This is a genomic window from Streptomyces sp. NBC_01142 (assembly GCF_026341125.1).
In the GTDB taxonomy this organism is placed as follows: Bacteria; Actinomycetota; Actinomycetes; order Streptomycetales; family Streptomycetaceae; genus Streptomyces.
Map to the genome: position 1 here is coordinate 3,479,650 of NZ_JAPEOR010000002.1, position 22,825 is coordinate 3,502,474.

A 22,825-nucleotide genomic window follows, 5' to 3' on the forward strand; every position below is an offset into this window, starting at 1 on the left:
GGCCAGATGGCCAATGTGTGCAAGGATCTGGCCATGCATCGTGTCGTCGTACTCGCCCTTGCGGGCGTCTATCCCTTTGAACTGAGCATTCCGGTACGGATCTTCGGCACCGCGGAGGGACCCGGCGGCGAGCCGCTCTACGAGGTGCTCACCTGCAGCCTCGACGGCGGGCCCGTCCGGACGAGCGCCGACTTCTCCGTCACCGTGGAGCACACGGCCGACGTCCTCGCGACGGCGGACACCGTGGTGATCCCGCCCTTCACCTGCGGTCACGACGAGGACCGGGAGTGGCTGCCGAAGCCGCTGGCCGACGCCTTCGCCCTGCTGCGGCCCGGCCGGACCCGCATCGTGTCGATCTGCACCGCGTCGTACGTCCTCGCCTCCGCCGGACTGCTCGACGGCCGCCCGGCCACCACCCACTGGAACGAGGCCGCCGACTTCCAGCGGATGTTCCCCGAGGTCAAGGTCGATCCGGGCGTGCTGTTCGTCGACGACGGTGATGTGCTCACCGCGGCGGGCGTCGCCGCGGGCGTCGACCTGTGCCTCCATCTCGTACGCCGCGACCACGGCAGCGAGGTCGCCAACCGCGTGGCGCGCCTGTGTGTCGTACCGCCGTGGCGGGAGGGCGGGCAGGCGCAGTTCATCGAGCGCCCGGTCCCCGAGCCGTCGGCGGCGACCACCTCGGCGACCCGCGCCTGGGCGCTCGGCCGGCTCCAGCGTCCGCTCACGCTCGGGGAGTTGGCGGGGCACGCGCGGATGAGTGTCCGTACGTTCTCCCGGCGCTTTCGGGACGAGGTGGGGATGACGCCCGGGCAGTGGCTCACCCAGCAGCGCGTCGAGCATGCGCGCCGGCTGCTGGAGACGACGGACTGGCCGGTGGACCGGGTCGCGGGGGAGGCGGGGTTCGGGACGGCCGCGTCGATGCGGCAGCACATGGCGGTGGCGATCGGGGTGTCGCCGATGGCATACCGGCAGACGTTCCGCGCGCAGGAAACCGTGCCGGTCGACAGCGCGCAGGAAACCGTGGCGGTCAGCAGGTAGGGCGGTACGGCACGGTCGGGAGGTACGTCTTCCAGGCCGCGCGGGACAGGCCGCTGCCGCCCGCCCGTACGCAGACCGCCTCGGCCGTACGCTCCGGGGCCAGCGGATACCTGCGGACCGCGGTGTGCGGGGTCGTCACCCGCAGCTCGGAGTCGTCGTCGCCGAAGGCCAGGGCCAGCACCGGGCCGTCCGCGGGCGGCAGGGGCGAGCCCTGGGAGCGCGGGGACGCGGTGTCCCACAGCCGCAGCGCGCCGTCCGCGTCGCCGACGGCGACGGTGCGGCCGTCCGCCGAGAACGCGAGCGCCGGTACCCGCCAGTCGTCGCGCTCAGGGGCGTCCGACACCGCGGGCGTCAGCACCGCGAGACGCTTTTTGCCCGTGCCGTCCCAGAGGGTGGTGCGGCCGGCGGAGTCGCTCATGGCGAGGTGGCGCCCATCGGGACTGAACGCCACCGCCAGGGCCCGGTCCTCGCCACGCATCACACGCGTCGCCCGGCCCGTCCCGGGGTCGATCAGCCGACGGTGCTCGGTGAGCAGCCGGCCGTCGGGTGCCGTCGCCACGAGCGCGCCGTTCCGGTCGCGGCGCAGGATGGACCAGGTGCGTCCGCCGAGGGGCAGGGCGTCGATGGCGAGGGCCGACGACACGGCGGCCGTCCGGCCGTCGGGGCCGAGCGCGAGACCGTCGACACCGGGGCGTGGCGGGAGAGTCGAGACCTTCGAGGACGCTGCGACGGTGCGTACGGTGACGGCGGCCGAGGCGTTGAGATGGGCGAAGGTCCGGCCGTCCTGGCTGAAGGCCATCAGGGTCGTGCAGGACCGCTCGCAGTCCGGTCCGCCGAAGGCCGTCCGCAGCCGGCCGCTGTCACCGTCCCGCAGCTCGACCTTCTGCCGGGCGGCGGTGGCGAGCGTGCTGCCGTCCGGGCCGAACCTGGCTGCGGCGAACGGCTGTTGGCGCGGTGGTCCCAGAGCCGCGGCGTCGAGCGCGACGGTCCGCATCGTACGGCCGGTCTGTTGGCTGTCCTGGTACCGCAGGACCCCGCCGTTCCCGCCCGCCATGTCCAGCCGCAGATCGTGCAGCCCCACGCCGGTGATGGGAAGACGGAGCACCGGCGACGACGGATCGGCGGTCCGCCAGAGCCGGATCTCCTTCTCCGTGAGGGTCGCGACATGGGCGCCGTCCGCGCTGAACACGGTGTCCGACAAGTCGGAGGTGGGGATGCGGGGGCGTTCCCTGCCCGACCGTACGTCCCAGATACGCACCCCGGCCGCGGTGTCGACCGCCAGCGACCGGCCGTCGGGCGTGAATTGGTTCTCCTCCGACTCGCAGACCTTGGCTTGCGTGGCCCACGGGGTGGGCAGCCTGCGGCGTGCGCGTACGTCCCACACCTGGAGCGGCTCGTGGTCCGCGCAGAAGGCCAGCAGCCGGTCGTCCGCGCCGACTTCGAGCCTGCGGATCTCCTGCCGTGCGCGGCCGGTGTCGAGGAGCGTACGGCCCCGGCGCGTGTCCCACAGCCGGAGCGAGGCTCCGTGGCGGTGCACGGCGAAGATGCGCCCGCCCGGGGTGAACCAGCCGTCGGACTCGTCCCCCGGCGGCCCGAACGCCGGGCCGGTCAGCCGTCCGGTGGCCAGATCCCACAGCCGTACGCCGCGCGAGGTCCGGACGGCGACGGTACGGGTGTCGGGGCTGACGGCCACGATGTGCGCGGCGTGGCGGCCCAGGCCCGCGTACGCGGGGAGCTTGCGGCGCGTCGTGACGTCCCAGCGGTGCGTACGGTCCGGGCCGACCACCGTCAGGGTGCGGCCGTCCTGGCTCAGCCGCCGCCAGACGCCGTTGTCCTCCGGCATGAACTCGGACAACGGCGGGGTGAAGGTGTCCAGTTCACGCTGGGCGGCCGCGGCGAACAGGGCCTCCCGCGTCTCGGGGAGATCGGCGATCCGCCAGGCGGCCACGCCCAGCTGCATCGCGGTCCTGGGGTCGGAGTGCCGCATCGTGTCCGCGACGCCGGCGATCCGGCGCGCCTCCGCCTCGGTGGCCCGGCGGTCGCTGACCCGGCTCTGCTGCCAGGCGGTCAGCCCGGCGACGGCGGCGAGGCAGAGCAGTACGGAGAGGGTCACGGTAAGGGCGCGCAGCCGACGGGTGGTGCGGGCGGCGGCGCGCGTCTCGCGCTGATGCGCACAGAGGGAGGCGGTCAGGAACTCCCGCTCGGACACGGTCAGGAGGCCCCCCGCGCCCGTGCCGGTCTCCGCGCCCGTGCCGGTCTCCGTCCCCGCTCCGATCCCCGTCCCCGTGAATGCCGCCCGCGCAGACGCCAGCTGGCCGCCCCGGTACAGCGCTCCCGCGTCCCGGCCCAGCTCCTCCCACCTCGCCGCCGCCTCCGTCAGCCGGCGGTGCAGCCGCAGCCGGTCGCGGTCCTCCTCGATCCAGCCGTTCAGCCGCGGCCAACCGGTGATCAGCGCCTCGTGCGCGAGGTTCACGGCGCTGTCGTCGACGGTCAGCAGCCGGGCCCGAACCAGCCGCTCCAGCACCCTCCCGGCCTGCTCCGAGGTGACCAGCTCGTCCCGGGCGGCCGGGCGGCGGGTGTCCTGGGTGCCGTCACCGGGGGAGATCAGCCGCAGCAGCAGGGACCGGGCCGCTCGCGCCTCCCCCTCCGACAGGTCCGCAAAGACCTCCTCCGCCGTGTGCGCGATCGCGCCCTGCAGGCCGCCGATCGCCTCGTACGCGCTCTCGGTGAGCGTCCGGCCGCGCCGTCTGCGCCAGATCTCCAGCAGAGCGTGCGACATCAGCGGCAGCCCGCCCGGCTCGTCCGCGGCATCGGCGACCATCCGGGCGGTCAGGGTGCGCTCCACGATCAGCCGCTGCACGGTGGCGGGCCCGACGACCGCCTCCCGCAGTTGCGCCGGTGTCATGGGCCCGACGAGCAGGGCGGAGTCCTTCAGGGCCTGGGCCAGCGCGGGATGTTCGGCGCACCGGCCGTAGAAGTCCGCGCGTACGGCGATGACGACGCGTGCGCCCGAGCCCAGCAACAGACCGATGAAGGCCGATCGTTCGGCCGTGTCGTGGCAGAGGGTGAAGATCTCCTCGAACTGGTCGACCAGGACCAGCGCGCCTTCCGTGAGCAGCGCGGCATGCGTACGGGCGGGGTGCGGTCCCGGTGTGAGGATGCGGATCACGTCCGGGCGCGGGCCGTCCTGCGCGGACTCGTCCCGCAGCGCCGGGACAAGACCCGCCCGAAGCAGCGAGGACTTACCGCTGCCGGACGCGCCGACGACCGCCGCGAAGCTGCGCCGCCGGGTCAGATCGAGAAGATCGGCGACGAGCTGTTCGCGGCCGAAGAAGTGGTCGCGGTCCTCGGGGCCGTACCGGGCGAGGCCGGGATAGGGGGCGGTCGCTTCTTCGTCGCTCGCGACGGGCTCCTCGGCGGCTTCGGCGACCGCCTCGCGCCAGCGTTTCTCCCAGCGGTCGGGGTCGCCGTCGCACGCGGCCGCGTAGGCGAGGGCGACGGGCAGCGACGGCAGGCGTTCACCGGCGGCGGCCGAGGAGAGGGTCGGCGCGGAGTAGGCGGAGTGCCGGGCCATTGCCCGATAGGTGGGGGTGCCCGCCTCGCGGCGGAGTTCGCGCAGGTCGTGGGCGAAACGCTGCACCGGCCCGGCGGCCGGGTCCAACGGCTTCTCGCGGCGCCCCATCCCGTGTCTCCGTTCCCCCGACCTGGAGCGTAATTGATTGGTGTGGCGCAGGGGGCCTGCCCATCAATGAGCCGGCCGGTGGACTCGCCGCATGATCGACACGGTTCAGAGGCTCGCTGCCCCACGCTCCGAAGCCGCCCCGCCTGTACGGCGGTTGGCGCTCCGTACGCGTACGGTCGCTCTCGCACCCGCGGCCCTGATGCTGGCTCTCGGGCTGTGGGGGATCGGCCGCGAGGACACCCTGTGGGGCGACGAGGCGGTGACGTACGAGATCGCGCACCGCACCGTGCCCGAGATCTGGCGGACGCTCGGCTCCATCGACGCCGTGCACGGCCTGTACTACCTCCTCATGCACACCGTGTTCGCCCTCTGGGACGGCGGGTTGGTGGCGCTGCGGCTGCCGTCCGTCCTGGCGATGTGCGCGACGGCGGCCGGAGTCGCGCTGATCGGCCGACGGCTGGCGGGACCGCGGGCCGGGCTGCTGGCCGGACTCGTCCTGGCGCTGCTGCCGACGGTGCAGCGGTACGCGCAGGAGGGCCGTTCGTATGCCCTGGTGTGCGCGCTGGTCACCTGGGGGACGTGGCTGCTGCTGAAGCGGTGGTGGGCGGCGTACGCGGTCGTGATGCTGTTCGCCTGTCTGCTGCACGAGTTCGCGGTGCTGGCGCTGCTCGCGCACGGCGTGACTGTCCTGCGTGCGGAGTCCGTGCCCGTCCTGCGCACGAAGAGGGTGCCCGTCCTGCGTACGGAGATGCGGCCGTGGGCCGTGGCCGCCCTCTGTGTGGCCGTGGGTCTCGCCCCGCTCGCCGTCTTCAGCACCACGCAGGCCGCGCAGGTCGACTGGATCGGCGCGCCGGGCGTGTCCGAGGTGGCCGCCTTCGCCGCCCTCGCGCTGCTGGGCCGGGCCTGCGCCCGCACCCCGGCGGGTGCGCGGGTCCGTGCCGTCGCCCTGCCTCTCCTGGTGCTGCCCATGGGCCTGTTGATGGCGGTCTCGTATGTGCACCCGCTCTTCGTCGACCGCTATGTGCTGCCGTACGTCATCGGGCTCGCGCTCCTGCTGGGCGCGGTGCTCGACCACTACTGGTCCCGGACGCTCGCGCTGTCGGCAGCGGCGGCGGTGCTGCTCACCCTGGTCGTCCACGGGCCGCAGCTGCGCTCCCCGGAGAGCCGCAAGAGCAACGTGGGGGCGGTCGCCCTCGCCGTACAGGAAGCGTCCCGGCCCGGCGACGGCCTGCTCTTCACGCCCAGCCGGCGGCGGGTGTGGACGCTGGTCCACCCGGACGCCTTCCGCGGGCTCACCGATCTCTCGCTGGAGCGCTCGCCCCGCGCCTCCGGCACACTGTTCGGCACCGAGGCCGCGCCCGACGACATCCGTGCCCGGATGCGGGCGAGCGGGCGCATCGTGGTGGTACAGGACCTGGTGGGCCAGCCGCTGGACGCGGTCGAGCCGGAGGTGGTGAAGCGGGAGGTGCTGCGTACGCACTTCCGGGAGTGCGGCAGCAGGACGGTCGGGCAGGCGCGGATCACGCTGTATGTACAGATCGACGGGCGGATCGGCGGGCGGATCGGCGCAGGCGGGTGTCGCACACCCTGACCCTCACCGCGGCGCGGGTTCCACCTCGAGGAAGCGGCGGCGGCGCGGGCCGCGGTACAGCAGCGCCTCCCAGCCCAGTTCGCCCAGCACTGCCGCGCACCGGGTGAGCCGCTGTTCCTCCTCCTGGGCCGCGCCGCTGCCTGCCGGGCCCAGCCAGTCCACGCAGACCATGTCCGCGCGGTCGGATGTGCGGACCCGGAAGCCCGTCGTCGTCCTGGCACCGGATGCGTCCAGGGCGGAGGGCGGGATGCCCGCGGCCTCCAGGGCCAGCGCAACCGCCCGCACCATCTGGTGGAGCTCCCAGGCCGCGGGTGCGGTGTTCGTCACCCGGCGGATCTGGAGCAGGCCGTCGAACGCCGTCCGCACCTCGGCGACCCGGCCGGGTCCGTCGGCCGCGGTCGGCGGCCCGTCGCCGGTGGCCACCTCGAACACGTCCCCCACGTCGGCCTCCCTGCCCGCCACCGTACCGGCCGTGGAAACGCCGGTGCCCTGGCCTATCGTGTCCGGGACCCCCCGGCGAAGGAGAAGGCCACGATGCGCGGCACCGGCAGCAACAGCGCTGTCACCCGCAACACCCTGCGTCAGCAGATCGCCGACGCGCTGCGTGACGAGGTGCTGGCCGGACGTTTGAAGCCGGGCCAGGAGTTCACCGTGAAGCAGATCGCCGAGCAGTACGGCGTCTCCGCGACCCCCGTCCGGGAAGCTCTCGTCGACCTCTCCGCCCAGGGGCTGCTCGACTCCGACCAGCACCGCGGCTTCAAGGTCCACCAGTTCTCGCTCGACGACTACCGCGACATGATCGAGGCGCGTTCGCTGATCGGGGACGGCGTCTTCAAGCACGTTGCCGAGCGCGGTCCCAGCCGGCTGCACGGCAAGGCGCTGGTGTCCGTACGCCGCCGGGCCGAGGAGGCCGCCCGGGCCGCCCGCGGCGGTGATCTGGACATCCTCATCGGCTACGACCTGCGCTTCTGGCGCGAGCTGAGCTCGCTCGTCGCCAACCGCTACATCTCCGACTTCGTGTACCGGCTGCGCGTCCAGGTCTGGGTCTTCGCGGTCCCGTATCTGCGCGGCGACGCCGAGCTGTCCGAGTGGCTGTGGAGCGGTCACGAGGAGCTCGTGGACGCCGTCACCCGCGGCGACGAGGAGGCCGTGCGCGCGGTGATCCGTGCGTACAACGACCATGCGCTCGCCTGGGCGGATCGGCTGGAGCAGTGACCGTGAGCGAGACCGCGACCGTGAGCGGGGACCTGAGCGTGGCCGTGGACCTGAGCGTCGTCGTCCCGGCGTACAACGAGGAGGCGCGGCTGCGTCCCACGCTGGACGCCATCTGCGCACACCTGCGCGCGGAACCGGGCCGCTGGGGCAGCTGGGAGCTGATCGTCGTCGACGACGGCTCCACCGACGCCACCGCGAAGATCGCCCGGGAGGCCGCGGCAGAGGAGCCGCGCATCCACCTGATCTCCGGCGACGGCAACCGCGGCAAGGGCAGCGCCCTGCGGCTGGGCGTGCTCGCCTCCTACGGCCGGCGCGTCCTGGTCACCGACGCCGACCTCGCGACGCCCATCGAGGAACTCGACCGCCTCGACAAGCAGCTCGCCGCGGAGGACAGCGCGGCGGCGATCGGCTCGCGCGCGCACCCCGACTCCCGTATCGAGGTGCACCAGCGCCGGATGCGCGAATGGCTCGGCCGGATGGGCAACCGACTCATACGGGCCGTCGCCGTTCCCGGCATCCATGACACCCAGTGCGGCTTCAAGCTCTTCGACGGCGACAGGGCGCGCGCCGCCTTCGCCGACTCGCGGCTCGACGGATGGGGCATCGACGTCGAGATACTGCGGTTCTTCCGGCGGGAGGGCTGGCCCGTGACCGAGGTCCCGGTGCGCTGGTCGCACCAGGCGGGCTCGAAGGTCAGACCGCTGGACTACGGCAGGGTGCTGCTGGAACTGGTGAGACTGAAGGCGCGTGCCGTACGGCGTGCGGACCTCGCCGTCCTGGGCCTCTTCCTCGTCGCCTCCGTACTGCTCTACAAAGACCTGTGGGCGGACCTCGACCGCGGCTATCTCGCCGACGCGGGGTCGGACCAGAACCAGTGGGAGTGGTTCTTCGCGGTCACCGCCGACAATGTCGCGCATCTGCGGAATCCGCTGTTCACGACTCTGCAGGGGCATCCCGAGGGCGTGAACCTGATGGCGAACACCGTCATGCTCGGGCTCTCCGTCCCCTTCACACCGGTGACCCTGCTCCTCGGGCCGACCGTCACCTGGGCGCTCGTGCTCACGCTCGGTCTGGCCGCGACCGCCGCAGCCTGGTACTGGCTGATCGCGCGGCGGCTGGTCCGCAACCGGTGGGCGGCCGCGCTCGGCGGAGCGCTCGCCGCGTTCGCGCCGCCGATGATCTCGCACGGCAACGCGCACCCCAACTTCCTCGTCCTGTTCATGATTCCGCTGATCGTGGACCGGGCGCTGCGGCTGTGCGAGGGCGAGGGCGGGAGCGAGGGCAATCGCGAGGGCGGGACCGGGCGCGGGGGCGGGGCCGGGGCCGGGGGCCGCAACAACGTCGTACGCGACGGGGTGCTGCTCGGCCTGTTCGCGACGTACCAGATCTTCCTCGGCGAGGAGGCGCTGCTGCTCGCGGTGATGGGCATGCTGCTCTTCGCCCTCTCGTACGCGCTGGTGCGCCGCGATGTGGCACGCGCCGCATGGCGGCCCCTGCTGCGCGGGCTCGGCATCGCAGCCGTGGTCTGTCTGCCGCTGGTCGCCTTCCCGCTGGCCTGGCAGTTCTTCGGCCCGCAGAGCTACACGAGCGTGCTGCACGGCGACAACGCGGGCAACAGCCTGCTCGCCTTCCTCCAGTTCGCGGGCCGCTCGTTGATGGGCTCCGACGAGGGTGCCGACCCGCTCGCGATGAACCGCACCGAGCAGAACGCCTTCTACGGCTGGCCGCTGATCGCCCTCGCCGTGGCGATCGTGGTGCGGCTGTGGCGGCTCGCGCTGGTCAAGGCGCTGGCGTTCACGGCGGTCGTGGCGGCGTTCCTGTCCCTCGGGCCCACGTTCCGTATCCCGTACACGGACATCGTCCTGCCCGGCCCGTGGCGGGCGCTGGCGCACCAGCCGCTCTTCGAGTCGGTCATCGAGTCGCGGGTGGCGATGATCTGCGCGCCGGTGCTCGGCGTCCTGGTCGCGCTGGCGGCCGACCGGCTGCTGGTCACGCGGGAGCGCGTGCACCGGGTGGCCGGCCTGGCCGCGGTGGCGGCGGCGCTGCTGCCGGTGCTGCCGACGCCGTACCCGGTGCGGGAGCGCGCCGAGATCCCGGCGTTCTTCACTGAGGGGATGTACCGCGCGTACGTCTTTGAGGACGAATCGGTCGTCACCGTGCCGCTGCCCCACCCCGGCAGTGCGGAGGCCCTGTACTGGCAGTCGGCCACCGGGCTCGGCTTCTCCGTTGCCGGCGGCTACTTCAACGGCCCATGGGGACCGGAGCGGATGGGAATCTACGGCGCGACGCCCCGCCACACCTCCAACCTCCTCAACGACGTCCGCAACAGCGGACGCGCCCCGGTGCTCGCGGACGGCTGGCAGAAGCAGGCACGGGCCGACCTGGAGGCATGGAAGGCGGGCGTGGTGGTGCTGGTGCCGCAGCACAACGAGGCGGCGCTGTACGAGACGGTGGAGAAACTCCTCGGGCGGCCGGGGGAGCGAGTGGGCGGCGTCTGGGTATGGGACGTGGGAGGCGCGGCGCCGACCGGCGGAGGGGTACGGAGCTGACCGGCACTCTTCGCTGAACGAACGGGTGGCACTACGCTGTCCCGACCATCGCACGAATGCGTAAGAACCCCTTGGAGAGCGAGCCTTCCCTTGGCCTGTGACCTGTGGCTGGTCCCCCTCGTCGATGTGCTGTGTCACAGCCCCGACAATCCCTTCGCCGAAGAGATCGCGTCCTACGACAAGGCCCTGACCGACGCCAGTCTGCCCACGGTCCCGGTCTTCGCCTATATGCCGGGCCTGTCGGGCGATGTGGCGCCGGTAGCAGGCTTCGACTACGACGCGCTGCACTTCCTGCGCCGTGCGTATCTGCTCCAGCTGTGCGGTCTGGCGGTGACGCCGGTCGACGAACTGGGCGGTGACTACGAGCAGTTGCTGGAGATGTTCGAGCCGACGGCGCAGAGCTCGCATCTGGTCTGGCACTACGACCACGCGGGGGCGTACGTCCCCGTGGACTTTGCATCGCCGCTGTCCAACGACGAACTGCTGTCGGGCGGCGGACCCTTGGGCTCCACGCAGGGTCTGCTGCGCGAACTGGAGTACGTCGCGCCGTCGATCGGCATCGACCCGGCGAACCCGCCGGAGGCTCCGCAGCCGCCCGAGCGGCCCACGTCGCTGGAGGAGCCGGCCGGCCCGATTCCCTACGACGAGAGCCCGTTCGCACGGGAGAGGTATGTGTGGCTGGGGCTGCATGCGGCGGCGACGCGCAGCCTGGGCCAGGGATCCATGATCATTTTCAGCTGAACTTCCGCGGTGCTCGGGTCCGGCTCGGGCATGGCTCGGGCATGGCTTGCGTCGGGGCTTCTGCCTTGCTGCCGCGGGGCTGCCGCGCTGCTTCCGCGGGGTGGATTCTCTGCCCGGCTTCGGCTGAAGCTCACCCGCGCAATGCGTGTCCTTAAACTCCGCGACACCTCGGCGCTGTAGGACCGGTGCATGGCACAGACGAGTACCTCGGCACAGTCCCCCGCGGCGACGACCGCGGGGGAATCGCTCGCCCGGCCGACGAGTTTCGCGGACGTGAAGGGCTGGTTCTGGCCCGCCGACCAACTGCTCTTCGACTGGTTCCTGAGCTATCAGCGGGACACGGATCCGGACGGCCGGGGGGATCTGCTCGAGCTCGGTGCGTATCTGGGCAAGAGCGCGATCTTCACGGGCGGGTATCTGCGGGAGGGAGAGGAGTTCACGGTCTGCGATCTCTGGGACTCGGAGGCGCCGGACGACCCCAACAGCGCGGAGATGGACCGGTCTTACTCGACGCTGACGCGGCGGGCGTTCGAGGCGAACTATCTGTCGTTCCACGACGAGCTGCCCACGCTCGTGCAGGCCCCGACCTCGGTGATCACCTCCCGGGTCCGCCCGCGGAGCTGCCGCTTCGTCCACGTCGACGCATCGCACCTGTACGAGCACGTGCACGGCGATATCGCGGCGGCGAAGGAGTTGCTGATGCCCGAGGGCATCGTGTCCTTCGACGACTTCCGCGCCGAGCACTGCCCGGGGGTCTCGGCGGCGGTGTGGGGAGCGGTGGCGACGACCGGCCTGAAGCCGATCTGCATCACGGGTACGAAGCTGTACGGCACGTGGGGCGACCCGACGCAGGTGCGCGAGGCGCTGCTGGCCTGGCTGCAGACGCGTACGGACATGTGGCACGGAGTGGAGGAGGTCGCGGGCCTGCCGCTGATCCGCATCAAGGGCAACAAGGCGGGTGTCCCGGCTCACCCGCAATCCCGCCACCAGCCGGAGCCGAAGCCCGCCCCGAAGCCCGACCCGACCCCGGAGCCGCCCGCGGTGACGACGCCCGGCCCCGCCGCGAAGCCCCGCCGCCGCTCTTCGCTCACCCGCCGCCTGGCAAAGGACCTGCTCCCCCCGATCGTCACCAGGGCCCTCACCTCCCGCAGCCCCCGCTGACCCCCCCGCCACGCCGGCCACCCCGCCCCTGCCCCCGGGCGCCTGCGCGCCGCGAAGCCGGCGCTGAGGGGTGGGGGCGTCAGCCCCCACGTTCCCTTCCTGCCCACCCCCGCCAGGTGCCCCGGAGGCACCCCGGTTCCGGGAAGGGGCGGGGTGGGGAACGCTCCCTCAGCGCGGCGGCTCCGGCGGCCGCTGGCGCGGCATGTTCGGGCGCGTACCCGGAGGCAGCGGCATCCGCCCCGACGGGTGCCCTTCCGTCCGCGCCGCCGCCGTCACCCCCGCCCCCGCCCCCAGCGACTGCGTCACCAGCGGCACCGGCCCCGAGCGGAACTCCACCATCCAGTCCGCGGTCTCCGACCGCACCAGCTCCGTGACGTCCTCCGAGAACCGCCGCAGCACCCCCAGGCACCGCTCCGTCGCCTCGCTCGCCGTGCCGTCCGTCGGGCCCAGCACCTCCCGCACACTCTCCGACGCCCAGTCGAACTGCAGCGCCAGCAGCCTGCGCTGTACCGCCTGCGCCGTCGCGACGCTCCTCATCCAGCCCGAGGTCAGTCCGAAGTAGCGGTCGCACGCCAGGCACGCCGCCCCCAGCAGCAGGGACAGATACCCCCACCCCGCGGCACCCTCCGCCACGCCCGTCAGATCGAGGAAGGGCAGCGTGACCCCGGCGAGTACCCCCAGGGCCGTCCCCACCCGCAGCACCCACGCACAGCGCCGCTTGCGGACCCGGTCCGCCAGGTACCACTCGGCCGTGCGCAGCGCCCCCGCCTCGACCCACCTGTACAGCTCGTCGAGGCGCTCCGCCGGCTCCCCCCAGTCGCCGAGCGGAAACGGCCGCCCGGCCAGGTCACCGAGCGGCGCCTCGCCGCCCTCCTCCCGGGCCGGCCCCCCGGGCTGCATCTCCGGCTGGCTCACCGGGGCACTCCTCTGCGCTCAAGCTCTCTCGACAAGGTGCGTGACGTGACAATGCGTGACGTACGGTGCGCGTGCGTGTCCTGATGCGCATGCCCTTCCTACCGCCGAATGGTGGGCTGCCGCGCCGGAAATCCCGGTATTTCCGCCCGCACGGGGGTCTTGATCAGGTAAGCGGAGCTCCGCCCATTTCACTCGAAAGAGTTGTCACCACAGGGTGGGGCACGGCGCCCGGTGACCACGTAGGCTCGGCATACCGAACAATCGTCGTCGAAATGCCAGGAGTGACCGTGATTCCCGGTGGTGGCCAGCCCAATATGCAGCAGCTCCTCCAGCAGGCCCAGAAGATGCAGCAGGATCTCGCACAGGCCCAGGAGGAGCTGGCGCAGACCGAGGTCGAAGGCCAGTCGGGCGGCGGCCTCGTGAGGGCCACCGTCACCGGCTCCGGCGAGCTGCGCGGACTCGTCATCGACCCCAAGGCAGTGGACCCGGACGACACCGAGACCCTCGCGGACCTCGTCGTCGCCGCCGTTCAGGCCGCGAACGAGAACGCGCAGCAGTTGCAGCAGGAGAAGCTCGGCCCGCTCGCCCAGGGTCTGGGCGGCATGCCGGGCCTGCCCTTCTAACGGCGCGGCGTACCAACTACCGTACGTACCAGGTAATTGAAGAAAGGCGTTTCCGTTGTACGAAGGCGTGGTTCAGGACCTCATCGACGAACTGGGCAGGCTGCCCGGCGTCGGTCCCAAGAGCGCGCAGCGGATCGCCTTCCACATCCTCCAGGCCGAGCCCACCGACGTCCGCCGCCTCGCGCACGCCCTTCTCGAGGTGAAGGACAAGGTCCGCTTCTGCGCGGTGTGCGGCAATGTCGCGCAGCAGGAGCAGTGCGGTATCTGCCGTGACCCGCGCCGTGACCATTCGGTCATCTGCGTGGTGGAGGAACCGAAGGACGTCGTGGCGGTCGAGCGGACCCGGGAGTTCCGGGGCCGCTACCACGTGCTCGGCGGGGCCATCAGCCCCATCGAGGGCGTCGGCCCCGACGACCTGCGGATTCGCGAGCTGCTGGCCCGTCTCGCGGACGGGACGATCACCGAGCTCATCCTGGCCACGGACCCCAACCTGGAGGGCGAGGCCACCGCCACGTACCTGGCACGTATGGTCAAGCCGATGGGACTCAAAGTCACCCGGCTGGCCAGCGGTCTGCCCGTGGGGGGAGACTTGGAATACGCCGACGAGGTCACGCTCGGGCGTGCCTTCGAGGGGAGACGACTTCTCGATGTCTGACGCCAACCTGCACGCCGTGAACCAGGATCCGGACAGTTTCGCCGTCCAGATCGCCGACTCGATCGAGTCCTTCATCGTGGCGACCACGGAAGTCGCGAAGGGCGACGAGCCCGACAGTGCGGTGCCGTTCCTGCTCCTGGAGATCTCCCAACTCCTGCTCACCGGGGGTCGGCTGGGCGCGCACGAGGACATCATCCCGGACGAGCGGTACGAACCGGACACCGGTCCGGACCTGGATGTCGACGATCTGCGTGAGCGGTTCGCCGTGCTGCTCGACCCGGTGGACATCTTCTCCGAGGTCTTCGACCCGTACGAGCCGCGCAAGCTGCCGGTCGCCTCCCGGATCTCCGACAACCTCGCGGACATCGTCACCGACCTGCGCCACGGCCTGGCCCACTACCGGGCGGGCCGCACCAGCGAGGCGCTGTGGTGGTGGCAGTTCTCCTACTTCTCCAACTGGGGCCCTACGGCCTCCGCGACGCTGCGCGCCCTGCAGTCCCTGGTCGCCCACGTACGCCTCGACCAGCCCCTGCAGGAGCTGGACGGCCTGGACACGGACGAGGACCTCGCCGAGGACGCGCTGGCGGAGGAGGCCGGCAGGGTCATGGTGGAGGAGATCGCGGGCCCGCTCGGTCTGCGTACGGTCACCTGAAGCCTGGGAGCCTGAGGCCTGGGAGCCGCCTCCCTGTAGCGGAACCGGGACATCCGCGTGTCCTGGTCGTCCTCGCCGCACTGCTACTTTCCGGCCACTGTCGGGACAGAGCCGGGGAGCGGTCGCAGTGAGACATGGCTGGATACGCAGGGTGGCGGGGCTCGCGGCGGTGACGGCCGGTCTGCTGGTGGCCGGGTGCTCGCCGGACGAGGTCCGGACATCCGACGGGGGCAGCGCCACGCCCTCCGTCTCCCTCTCGCCCACGGCCGCCCCGCCGGCGTCCGCGTCCCCCGTGGCTTCGCCGTCGAAGGCCACGCCGTCGTCCGCAGCACCCTCCCGGACGTCCGCCGCACCGGCGGCGCGTCCGGCGCAGCCCAGGCCGCAGCCCAAGCCTCAGCCGAAGCCGACCGTCCTGTCGATGCATGCCTCGACCGCTGCGGGTGGCCGGGTGGACCTGGTCCGCGGCGGCGCCGCCCAGGAATTCACGGTCGCCGTCCGCAACGGCAACACCCGGGCGTACAGCGCACTGCTCGTCGTCTTCCAGATGGAGATGATGGAGTCGGCCGGGGGTGCCACCCCGCCGCAGAACGGCTTCGTACTGGAACGCCGCGACCCGGTCACCGGCGCCTGGCGTGCGGTCGAGCTGCGGGTCGCCAATGACGTCCAGCCGCACTATCTGTTCAGCGGCGGCACCCCACTGGCCAAGGACGTGCCCCGGACCGAGCGTTACCGCATCCGGGCCGGATCGGCCGGTGCGGAAGGCTCCATGCCGTTGATGATCCGCCTGGTCGACACCGCGGCGCCGGAGAGCGCGAGCGACGGGCGGGGCGTCCCGGCGCGTACGTCGCTGATGGTCACCGCGCGCTGAGTGTGGGGCGGAGCGGGTGCGCGTCAGCCGAGGACGGTTGCGAAGGCCAGTGCCACCCGCTCGATCCAGTCGATGGCGTCACTCGTCTCGGCCTCGACAACCCTGAGGTTGAGAAGGCGACCCAGGATCCGGCGACCAACGTCTACATTGCGTGGGAGTACCTTGCCCAGCTGAAAGCGGAGAGCTCGTTCGCCGATGTACCGCCGGACCAGATGACACCGGCGCAGTACCAGGAACTGGCTGCCCGGTACAACGGCGGCCCGGGTTGGCAGACGAACGACGCCCAGGCATACGGTCGTGGCTTCAGCCGCAACATCGACGATGCGAGGCAGGCCCTGGGTGACTGAGCAAGAGACGAAGGAGCGCCCGGGAAGGCCGCCGACGGCTGTCTTCGCGACAGTGCTGTGCGCCGCGGTTCTGATGGCGCTGCACGCCGTCGGAGGCTTCTTTCTGCTCAACGCCCTGCTTACCGAGTCCGAGGGCCCGTGGGACGCCACCGTCACCGACACCGTGCGGTTGATGGCTGTCCTCGCCCTGGTGGCGGAGCTTGTAGCCGCAGCTGTCACTGCGGCGTTCATCGCGTTGGGACGCCTGCGGCGATGGTGGTACGTGATTCCCGCTGCGCTGATCCTGACGGCAGTTGTACGGATGGTGTTCGCTCCGGGTCCGTAGGGCGCCGTCTTCACCTGGGGCAGGCCGACGTCAGCGAGCAGGGAAACACGCTCGTCGGTGGCAGGTCTAGGCGAGAGCTGAGAGCAGGGCCGACGGGGCGACGAAGGGTGCGGTGGGCGTCGGCTCGGAGTACCAGCACAGGGGCCAGGTGTTCCCGCCCAGCGCGGGGATCCCGATGTACGCGACCGTGCGGCTGCCCGCGATGCCGAACCGCTGCACGCCCAAAGGCCAGGCCTTCAGCCCCGCTGAGTCGGCCCGGTTCGTCGAGCGGATGGTGGAAGAGCTATGAGCGAGCAGCTGAAGTGGTTCAAGTCCAGCTATAGCGACGGCGAGGGTGGTGCCTGCGTCGAGATCGCCGCCTGCCCCACGACCATCCACGTCCGGGACTCGAAGCTCGCCAAGAGCCCCGAACTGACCCTCCCCGCCGCGGCCTGGGCCGCATTCGTCGCCAACGTCCCAGGTCGGCCCGGAGCTTGAGCCTCGAGTCCCGAGCCCTTTTTGCAAGGAATGGGTGGGTTGATTTGAACCCACCCGCCCTCCCCTGTAGGCGAGTTGAGGCCACGTCACCCACGTGAGTGACTTTGTGTGATCAGCTTGCATCGCAACGTATGCACCGCCTACGTTCGCGGCAAGGAAACGGCCCCGGCCGGTGCTAGCAACACCAGGTCGGGGCCTCACCTACGCATCGAAAGCACTCGATCGTGGCTTACGCTCACACTAGCCCTGCCCTGCCTGTGTCCGCACACCCCATGGCTAATCCGGGGTACGGAAAGCGCCTCACGGCTGACGAAAGCCCGCGCGCAGAAGCGGACTTCGCACATCTGCCCAGGCGCGCGGCGGAACTGGCTTCGCTCATCGACCGCCTGCCCGAGGGCTCCGCAATGGGATACAAGGCGCTCGCCGCCACACATCCCGTCTACGGCCAACAGGCCTGCCGCAGCGCTCTCAAGGAGCTCACGGACGCCGGACACCTACGGCTGGTCAAGGAGCACCTGACACTGGCGGACTCCACGATGCGCTGGGTGACGAGGACCTACTGGTCCCGTATCCGCAGGTCGGATGTGTGGTGGGCGGAGTTCGTCCGCCGCGTGCACGGGGTCGACGTCACGGTGCTGGGCCGGGCGGGCCTGGCCCGCGTGGACGAAGCAGATGAGGCAGACGAACCGGCACCCGCCGGAGCGACCTCCCCGTCGGAGGCCTACGGCGTCCTGGCTCGGCTCGGCCGCACCGAACCCCGTATGACCCTGTCCGCTGCCGAGTGTGCAGCACTCGAACCGCTGGCCGCCGAGTGGCTGGCGCGTGGGGCCACCCACAACCACCTCACCCAGGCGTTGACCGCCGGCCTGCCGTCGCCTGTACACAGCCCGGGCGCCATCGCCCGTACCCGACTGGAGAACAAGATGCCCCCCAAGTCCACCCCGAACGCGACTCGTGCCCGCGTCAACAAGGTCGTGATGCTGTGTGGCGGCTGCGAGGCCGACGAGACGACCACAAAGCTCACCAACGGCCTGTGCGCCACCTGTCGAGAGGAACTGGACCGGGAGCCCGAGGGGGACGACGCATGGCCCCCCGTCGGCTATATCCCCGACACCTTCCGCGCGGCCCCGGTCGAGTACGTCGTGAACCACCACTACCGCGCCGACGAGGCCCGCATCGCGGCGGGGCTGCCGCCGCGGGGCCTGGGCTGACCGAATCAATACCCGAGAACCGAAGGGGACCTATCGTGGAGGAGACACCGTGAAGACCAGCTTGGACGCCGAAGGGGGGCCTGACATGGCCCGCAACGTCACCATCGAGATGGATGAGGACTTCCTCGCCGACCTGCGCAAGGTCTTCGGTGTGGAGACAGACGAGGCAGCTGTGAAGGAAGCCGCTATGCGGCTGGCGAAGTACGTGCGCCGCCAGGACTTCATCGAGGACGTCAGGTCGGGGAGGATCGACTTGCAGTACGACGTTCGAGATGAGCCCGGTGAGGGGTCGTCGGCGGCGTGAGTGAGCGATACCTCATCGACAAGTCGGCGCTCGCGCGCTGGGAGCAGGCTGTCGTGGCCGATGTGCTGGACCCCCTTCACGATCGGGGACTGCTGTGCATCACCGGTGCCGTACACATCGAAGTCAAGTATTCGGCACGTGATGGGCAGGAGTCGGAGCGGCTGGACGGTCGGCTACGCGGCTTCGACTGCCTGCCCTGCCCCGACGAAGTATGGGACGCGGCGATCGAGACTCAGGACAAGGCGATCGCGAAGGGCAACCACCGCGCTCTCTCGCTCGCCGACCTGGTGATCGCCGCCACCGCGCAGCGGCACCGAGTCACCGTCCTTCACTACGACCAGGACTACGACCAGATCGCCGAACTGACCGGATACCCGAGCCGGTGGGTCGTCGAGCCGGGAACGGCCGACGTTTAGCCGCATGCCCCGAGCCAGTGGCCCGGGGCATTTCGGCTTGGAAGTGCGGACCGCGCGGGCGGATTCGAGCGGGGGCTCAGGACTCCGCGATTGCTTCCTCTGCGTCGGGGTCCGGCTTGACCTCGCCGCCCAGTGCCTCCGCGATCGCCGCGAACTCGTCCAGCGCGGCCTGAAGGTCTTCGACGATCTCCTGAGCGATCACCTCGGGCGGCAGCAGGCTGTCCGCGTCGTCGAGGGCCGGGTCCTTCATCCAGGTGATGTCGAGATTGAACTTGTCGCGCTTGATCAGGTCGTCGTAGTCAAAGGACGTTCGCCTTGACGCCGCCCGCGTAGAAGATGCCGGTCGGCAGGCGGAGGAGGGTGTGCAGGTCGAACTCCTTAAGGAGGCGGCGGCGGATCTTTTCGCCCGCGCCGCCCTCGAAGAGCACGTTGTCGGGGAGGACGACAGCGGCACGGCCGTCGATCTCCATCAGCGACATGATGTGCTGGAGGAAGTTCAGCTGCTTGTTGGTGGTGGTGGCGCGAAAGTCGTCTCGGTCGTAGGAGATGTCCTCCCGGTCCGTCTTACCGTCCGTGCCGATGACGGTGATCGCGGACTTCTTGCCGAACGGCGGGTTGGCCAGGACCAGAGAAGCGTGCTTGGCGGGCTTCTTGGCGAGGGCGTCCTCGACCGTGATCAGGCTGTCGCCGTTGCTGTCGCCGATGCCGTGGAGCAGCAGGTTCATCGCGGCGAGACGGGCGGTGCCGGGGACGAGCTCCGTACCGAAGATCTTGCCCTCGCCGAGCGCGTGGCGCTGCTCCCGGGAAAGGCCCTTCATGTGGTGCTTGCGGATGTAACTGTGCGCGGCGATGAGGAAGCCGCCGGTGCCGCAGGCGGGGTCCGTGATGGTGTCGTTCGGCCCCGGCCGCATCACGTCGACCATGGCGTCGATGAGCGCACGGGGCGTGAAGGACTGGCCGGCCCCGGTCTTGGTGTCTTCGGCGCCCTTTGCGAGCAGCCCTTCGTAGGCGTCGCCCTTTGGGCCCTGTGGGCCGGCAGTCGAGTCGCATGTGTGAGCCACCCCACTTTCCGTGTGTCCCGCCTTCCAGCGGGCAGGCACAGCTCGAGAGCGGGTACGGCCGCCCCATGATCACGGAGTGAGCGGGACATCTCACCATGTGGTATCTGCGGGGCGGAACCGGCCCGCTCGTTAGACTGAGCCGACCGCGGTAATGACTGCCGCAATGGATTTGAGCGAGGAGCGCACGTGGGCCTTGTCGTGCAGAAGTACGGAGGCTCCTCCGTTGCCGATGCCGAAGGCATCAAGCGCGTCGCCAAGCGAATCGTCGATGCCAAGAAGAACGGCCACCAGGTGGTCGTCGTGGTATCCGCGATGGGCGACACGACGGACGAGCTGATCGATCTCGCAGAGCAGGTATCCCCGATCCCTGCCGGGCGTGAATTCGACATGCTGTTGACCGCAGGAGAGCGGATCTCCATGGCCCTGCTGGCCATGGCGATCAAAAACCTGGGCCACGAGGCCCAGTCGTTCACCGGCAGCCAGGCAGGCGTCATCACCGACTCGGTCCACAACAAGGCGCGCATCATCGATGTGACGCCGGGCCGGATCCGTACGGCGCTCGACGAGGGCAACATCGCCATCGTCGCCGGCTTCCAGGGTGTGTCCCAGGACAAGAAGGACATCACCACCCTCGGCCGTGGCGGCTCCGACACCACAGCCGTCGCCCTCGCCGCCGCACTGGACGCCGAGGTCTGTGAGATCTACACCGATGTGGACGGTGTCTTCACCGCCGACCCGCGGGTCGTGAAGAAGGCCCGGAAGATCGACTGGATCTCCTTCGAGGACATGCTGGAGCTCGCCGCCTCCGGCTCCAAGGTGCTGCTGCACCGCTGCGTCGAATACGCACGCCGATACAACATCCCGATCCACGTCCGCTCGTCCTTCTCCGGACTGCGCGGCACCTGGGTCAGCAACGAGCCGCAGGGAGACCAGCAGGTGGAGCACGCCATCATCTCCGGAGTCGCCCACGACGTCTCCGAAGCCAAGGTCACGGTCGTCGGAGTACCGGACAAGCCGGGCGAGGCCGCGGCCATCTTCCGCGCGATCGCGGACGCCGAGATCAACATCGACATGGTCGTCCAGAACGTCTCGGCGGCGACCACCGCTCTGACGGACATCTCCTTCACCCTCCCCAAGGCCGAGGGCCGCAAGGCCATCGACGCCCTGGAGAAGGCGAAGGCCGCCGTCGGCTTCGAGTCGCTGCGCTACGACGACCAGATCGGCAAGATCTCGCTGGTCGGCGCCGGTATGAAGACCAACCCCGGCGTCACCGCCTCGTTCTTCGAGGCACTCTCCGACGCGGGCGTGAACATCGAGCTGATCTCCACTTCGGAGATCCGTATCTCGGTGGTCACCCGCGCCGACGACGTCAACGAGGCCGTGCGCGCCGTGCACACCGCCTTCGGTCTCGACAGCGACTCCGACGAGGCGGTCGTCTACGGGGGCACCGGGCGATGACCCGTAAGCCGACGCTCGCGGTCGTCGGAGCGACCGGAGCCGTCGGTGCGGTGATGCTCCAGATCCTGTCGCAGCACGCCGACGTCTGGGGCGACATCCGACTGCTCGCCTCGTCGCGCTCGGCCGGCCGCAAGCTGGCCGTGCGCGGCGAGGAGACAGAAGTCGTCGCGCTGGCCGAAGAAGCCCTGGAGGGCGTCGACGTCGCGCTCTTCCTGGTGCCGGGCGAGGTGTCCGCGCAGTGGGCGCCGATCGCCGCGGCCAAGGGCGTGGTAGTCGTGGACAATTCGGCTGCTTTCCGGATGGATCCGGACGTTCCACTGGTCGTCCCCGAGGTCAATCCGCATGCCGTACGGGTCCGCCCGCGCGGCATTGTCGCGAGCCCGCACGACACCACGCTCGCCATGCTTCCGGTGGTCGGGGCGCTGCACGCCGAGTTCGGGCTGCGCGAACTGGTCGTCTCCTCCTACCAGGCCGTCAGCGGTGCCGGCCGGGACGCCGTCGACACGCTGCGCGCTCAGCTCTCGCTGGTTGCCGGTACGGAGCTGGGCGCGGGTCCCGGAGACGTACGCCGTGCGGTGAGTGACCATCAGGGGTCCTTCCCCGCGCCGCTCGCGCTCAATGTGGTGCCCTGGTCCGGGACGCTCGAGGAGGACGGCTGGTCCTCGGAAGAGCTCGGTCTGCGGGCCGAGACGCGCAAGATCCTGGGCCTGCCCGGGCTGCGGGTGACGGCGACGTGCGTGCGCGTACCGGTCGTCACCACGCACTCCCTCGCTGTGCACGCGCGCTTCGAGGACGAGGTCACCGTGGGGCGGGCGCACGAGATCCTCGCCACCTCGCCGGGTGTGGTGCTCTACGACAACCCGGAGGCGGGCGACTTTCCGACGCCGGCCGATGTGGTGGGGACGGATCCGGTGTGGGTGGGACGGGTGCGGCGGGCGCCGGACGACGCATGTGCGCTCGAGCTCTTCATCTGCGGCGACAATCTGCGCAAGGGGGCGGCCCTGAACTCCGCGCAGATCGCTGAGGCGATCGCCGCCGAGTTCTGAGCCGGGTTCGGGATGCGGTTCTGACTGGGTTCCGGCCGCGATCCCGGCCGCGGTTCGCGCTGCGGTTCGGGCTGCGGTTCTGACTGGTTCCGGCTGGGTCCTCGCCCGCGGTCCCGCCCGGGTTCGAATTCGCCGGGACTCGGCCCGAGTCCTTTGTAGGATCTGTGAACGCCCTGTGAGCAAGTCGAAGGTCTGGACCGCTTGAACTGGGCAGTCAGTATGTTCGATTATTCGCTTCCCCCTTGCTGCAACCGGTAGTTGGGTGGGAGGCGTCTTTGCGGTCGCCCCTTCGCGCTGCCGCGAAACTGGGGCATTGGGGAAGAGCGGGTACGCATGAGGGCATTCAGATCACCGCCAAAAACGGTGGCGTGCGCGTACAACCCTGACGGGGGGAAGCGTGTCCAACAGGCGTGGCAGAGGTTCTCGACATCACAGGGATGGTCCCGGTTCGCGGCGCAGCAGTGCGCCCGCTCCGCAGACCCCGCCC

At 70.7% G+C, this 22,825-nt stretch carries 22 protein-coding genes and 1 pseudogene; 18 read left to right on the forward strand and 5 right to left on the reverse strand.

Annotated elements, in window-relative coordinates; translation table 11 throughout:
* Positions 1-33: 33 nt before the first annotated feature.
* Entirely contained in the window at positions 34-1,041 is a 1,008-nt protein-coding gene (locus OG883_RS33520) for a GlxA family transcriptional regulator (RefSeq protein ID WP_266548883.1), read from the forward strand.
* Here OG883_RS33520 and OG883_RS33525 read toward each other — a convergent pair.
* Positions 1,031-4,723: a hypothetical protein gene (locus OG883_RS33525; RefSeq protein ID WP_266548884.1), complete on the reverse strand. Its 3,693-nt coding sequence runs from the start codon at positions 4,721-4,723 to the stop codon at positions 1,031-1,033. The two genes, OG883_RS33520 and OG883_RS33525, sit on opposite strands and share 11 nt — an antisense overlap.
* Positions 4,724-4,814: 91 nt before the next feature.
* On the opposite strand from OG883_RS33525, the gene OG883_RS33530 reads away from it, so the two are divergent.
* The gene (locus OG883_RS33530) at positions 4,815-6,314 is read left to right on the forward strand and encodes a glycosyltransferase family 39 protein (protein ID WP_266548885.1); all 1,500 of its coding nucleotides are present in this window, start codon (positions 4,815-4,817) and stop codon (positions 6,312-6,314) included.
* Positions 6,315-6,317: 3 nt separating this feature from the next.
* Here OG883_RS33530 and OG883_RS33535 read toward each other — a convergent pair whose 3' ends face one another.
* A complete protein-coding gene (locus tag OG883_RS33535; protein WP_266548886.1) occupies positions 6,318-6,755 on the reverse strand; it encodes a hypothetical protein in 438 nt (145 codons plus the stop codon).
* Positions 6,756-6,848: 93 nt separating this feature from the next.
* Between OG883_RS33535 and OG883_RS33540 the strand changes: the two genes are divergently transcribed.
* The 4 genes from OG883_RS33540 (at position 6,849) to OG883_RS33555 (ending at position 11,980) form a co-directional block, all read left to right on the forward strand.
* The gene (locus OG883_RS33540; protein ID WP_266548887.1) at positions 6,849-7,529 is read left to right on the forward strand and encodes a GntR family transcriptional regulator; all 681 of its coding nucleotides are present in this window, start codon (positions 6,849-6,851) and stop codon (positions 7,527-7,529) included.
* A 2-nt stretch (positions 7,530-7,531) separates the two neighbouring features.
* Positions 7,532-10,078, forward strand: coding sequence for a dolichyl-phosphate beta-glucosyltransferase (locus OG883_RS33545; protein WP_266548889.1), 2,547 nt, complete (start codon positions 7,532-7,534; stop codon positions 10,076-10,078).
* A 90-nt stretch (positions 10,079-10,168) separates the two neighbouring features.
* Positions 10,169-10,819, forward strand: a complete 651-nt coding sequence (locus OG883_RS33550; RefSeq protein ID WP_266548891.1) for a hypothetical protein — start codon at positions 10,169-10,171, stop codon at positions 10,817-10,819.
* 189 nt (positions 10,820-11,008) lie between these two features.
* The gene (locus OG883_RS33555) at positions 11,009-11,980 is read left to right on the forward strand and encodes a class I SAM-dependent methyltransferase (RefSeq protein ID WP_266548893.1); all 972 of its coding nucleotides are present in this window, start codon (positions 11,009-11,011) and stop codon (positions 11,978-11,980) included.
* A gap of 168 nt (positions 11,981-12,148) precedes the next feature.
* Here OG883_RS33555 and OG883_RS33560 read toward each other — a convergent pair whose 3' ends face one another.
* On the reverse strand, positions 12,149-12,895 hold the full coding sequence (locus OG883_RS33560) for an SLATT domain-containing protein (protein ID WP_266548895.1): 747 nt from the start codon (positions 12,893-12,895) through the stop codon (positions 12,149-12,151).
* A gap of 287 nt (positions 12,896-13,182) precedes the next feature.
* Between OG883_RS33560 and OG883_RS33565 the strand changes: the two genes are divergently transcribed.
* From OG883_RS33565 to OG883_RS33590, 6 genes are all read left to right on the forward strand, one after another.
* Complete coding sequence (locus OG883_RS33565; protein ID WP_266549692.1) at positions 13,183-13,518, forward strand: YbaB/EbfC family nucleoid-associated protein; 336 nt, start codon at positions 13,183-13,185, stop codon at positions 13,516-13,518.
* A 55-nt stretch (positions 13,519-13,573) separates the two neighbouring features.
* Positions 13,574-14,173, forward strand: coding sequence for a recombination mediator RecR (gene recR / locus OG883_RS33570; RefSeq protein WP_266548897.1), 600 nt, complete (start codon positions 13,574-13,576; stop codon positions 14,171-14,173).
* A complete protein-coding gene (locus tag OG883_RS33575) occupies positions 14,166-14,825 on the forward strand; it encodes a DUF5063 domain-containing protein (RefSeq protein ID WP_266548899.1) in 660 nt (219 codons plus the stop codon). The genes recR and OG883_RS33575 overlap by 8 nt, the downstream gene beginning before the upstream one ends.
* Positions 14,826-14,952: 127 nt before the next feature.
* Positions 14,953-15,693, forward strand: a complete 741-nt coding sequence (locus OG883_RS33580) for a hypothetical protein (RefSeq protein WP_266548901.1) — start codon at positions 14,953-14,955, stop codon at positions 15,691-15,693.
* 2 nt (positions 15,694-15,695) lie between these two features.
* Complete coding sequence (locus OG883_RS33585; RefSeq protein WP_266548904.1) at positions 15,696-16,040, forward strand: hypothetical protein; 345 nt, start codon at positions 15,696-15,698, stop codon at positions 16,038-16,040.
* The gene (locus tag OG883_RS33590) at positions 16,033-16,365 is read left to right on the forward strand and encodes a hypothetical protein (RefSeq protein ID WP_266548907.1); all 333 of its coding nucleotides are present in this window, start codon (positions 16,033-16,035) and stop codon (positions 16,363-16,365) included. Before OG883_RS33585 ends, OG883_RS33590 begins: the two co-directional genes overlap by 8 nt.
* A 66-nt stretch (positions 16,366-16,431) precedes the next feature.
* Here OG883_RS33590 and OG883_RS33595 read toward each other — a convergent pair whose 3' ends face one another.
* Positions 16,432-16,584 carry a hypothetical protein gene (locus OG883_RS33595; protein ID WP_266548909.1) on the reverse strand — a complete coding sequence of 51 codons (153 nt, stop codon included), beginning with the start codon at positions 16,582-16,584 and terminating at the stop codon, positions 16,432-16,434.
* Between the two features lie 66 nt (positions 16,585-16,650).
* On the opposite strand from OG883_RS33595, the gene OG883_RS33600 reads away from it, so the two are divergent.
* The 4 genes from OG883_RS33600 to OG883_RS33615 all read left to right on the forward strand — a co-directional run bounded on the left by OG883_RS33600 (position 16,651) and on the right by OG883_RS33615 (position 18,773).
* Positions 16,651-16,842, forward strand: coding sequence for a DUF397 domain-containing protein (locus OG883_RS33600; protein WP_266548912.1), 192 nt, complete (start codon positions 16,651-16,653; stop codon positions 16,840-16,842).
* Between the two features lie 272 nt (positions 16,843-17,114).
* Positions 17,115-18,053, forward strand: coding sequence for a hypothetical protein (locus OG883_RS33605; protein WP_266548914.1), 939 nt, complete (start codon positions 17,115-17,117; stop codon positions 18,051-18,053).
* 49 nt (positions 18,054-18,102) lie between these two features.
* Complete coding sequence (locus OG883_RS33610) at positions 18,103-18,357, forward strand: hypothetical protein (protein ID WP_266548917.1); 255 nt, start codon at positions 18,103-18,105, stop codon at positions 18,355-18,357.
* A complete protein-coding gene (locus OG883_RS33615) occupies positions 18,354-18,773 on the forward strand; it encodes a PIN domain nuclease (protein WP_266548919.1) in 420 nt (139 codons plus the stop codon). The genes OG883_RS33610 and OG883_RS33615 overlap by 4 nt, the downstream gene beginning before the upstream one ends.
* Before the next feature lie 76 nt (positions 18,774-18,849).
* Here the strand turns inward: OG883_RS33615 and OG883_RS33625 are convergent.
* Positions 18,850-19,792 (reverse strand): annotated as a pseudogene (locus tag OG883_RS33625) (class I SAM-dependent DNA methyltransferase); the annotation flags it as partial.
* 228 nt (positions 19,793-20,020) lie between these two features.
* On the opposite strand from OG883_RS33625, the gene OG883_RS33630 reads away from it, so the two are divergent.
* Together OG883_RS33630 and OG883_RS33635 are read left to right on the forward strand one after the other, a co-directional pair.
* Positions 20,021-21,292, forward strand: a complete 1,272-nt coding sequence (locus OG883_RS33630; protein WP_266548928.1) for an aspartate kinase — start codon at positions 20,021-20,023, stop codon at positions 21,290-21,292.
* Complete coding sequence (locus OG883_RS33635; RefSeq protein ID WP_266548931.1) at positions 21,289-22,338, forward strand: aspartate-semialdehyde dehydrogenase; 1,050 nt, start codon at positions 21,289-21,291, stop codon at positions 22,336-22,338. The genes OG883_RS33630 and OG883_RS33635 overlap by 4 nt, the downstream gene beginning before the upstream one ends.
* Positions 22,339-22,825 lie beyond the last annotated feature (487 nt).

Excerpts from the sequence above, each read along its gene's own strand:
- OG883_RS33520 (WP_266548883.1), top strand. The coding sequence starts at position 34 with ATGCATCGTGTCGTCGTACTCGCCCTTGCGGGCGTCTATCCCTTTGAA.
- OG883_RS33635 (WP_266548931.1), top strand. The coding sequence starts at position 21,289 with ATGACCCGTAAGCCGACGCTCGCGGTCGTCGGAGCGACCGGAGCCGTC.
- OG883_RS33575 (WP_266548899.1), top strand. The coding sequence starts at position 14,166 with ATGTCTGACGCCAACCTGCACGCCGTGAACCAGGATCCGGACAGTTTC.
- OG883_RS33555 (WP_266548893.1), top strand. The coding sequence starts at position 11,009 with ATGGCACAGACGAGTACCTCGGCACAGTCCCCCGCGGCGACGACCGCG.
- OG883_RS33600 (WP_266548912.1), top strand. The coding sequence starts at position 16,651 with ATGAGCGAGCAGCTGAAGTGGTTCAAGTCCAGCTATAGCGACGGCGAG.
- OG883_RS33540 (WP_266548887.1), top strand. The coding sequence starts at position 6,849 with ATGCGCGGCACCGGCAGCAACAGCGCTGTCACCCGCAACACCCTGCGT.
- OG883_RS33530 (WP_266548885.1), top strand. The coding sequence starts at position 4,815 with ATGATCGACACGGTTCAGAGGCTCGCTGCCCCACGCTCCGAAGCCGCC.
- OG883_RS33525 (WP_266548884.1), bottom strand. The coding sequence starts at position 4,723 with ATGGGGCGCCGCGAGAAGCCGTTGGACCCGGCCGCCGGGCCGGTGCAG.
- OG883_RS33605 (WP_266548914.1), top strand. The coding sequence starts at position 17,115 with ATGGCTAATCCGGGGTACGGAAAGCGCCTCACGGCTGACGAAAGCCCG.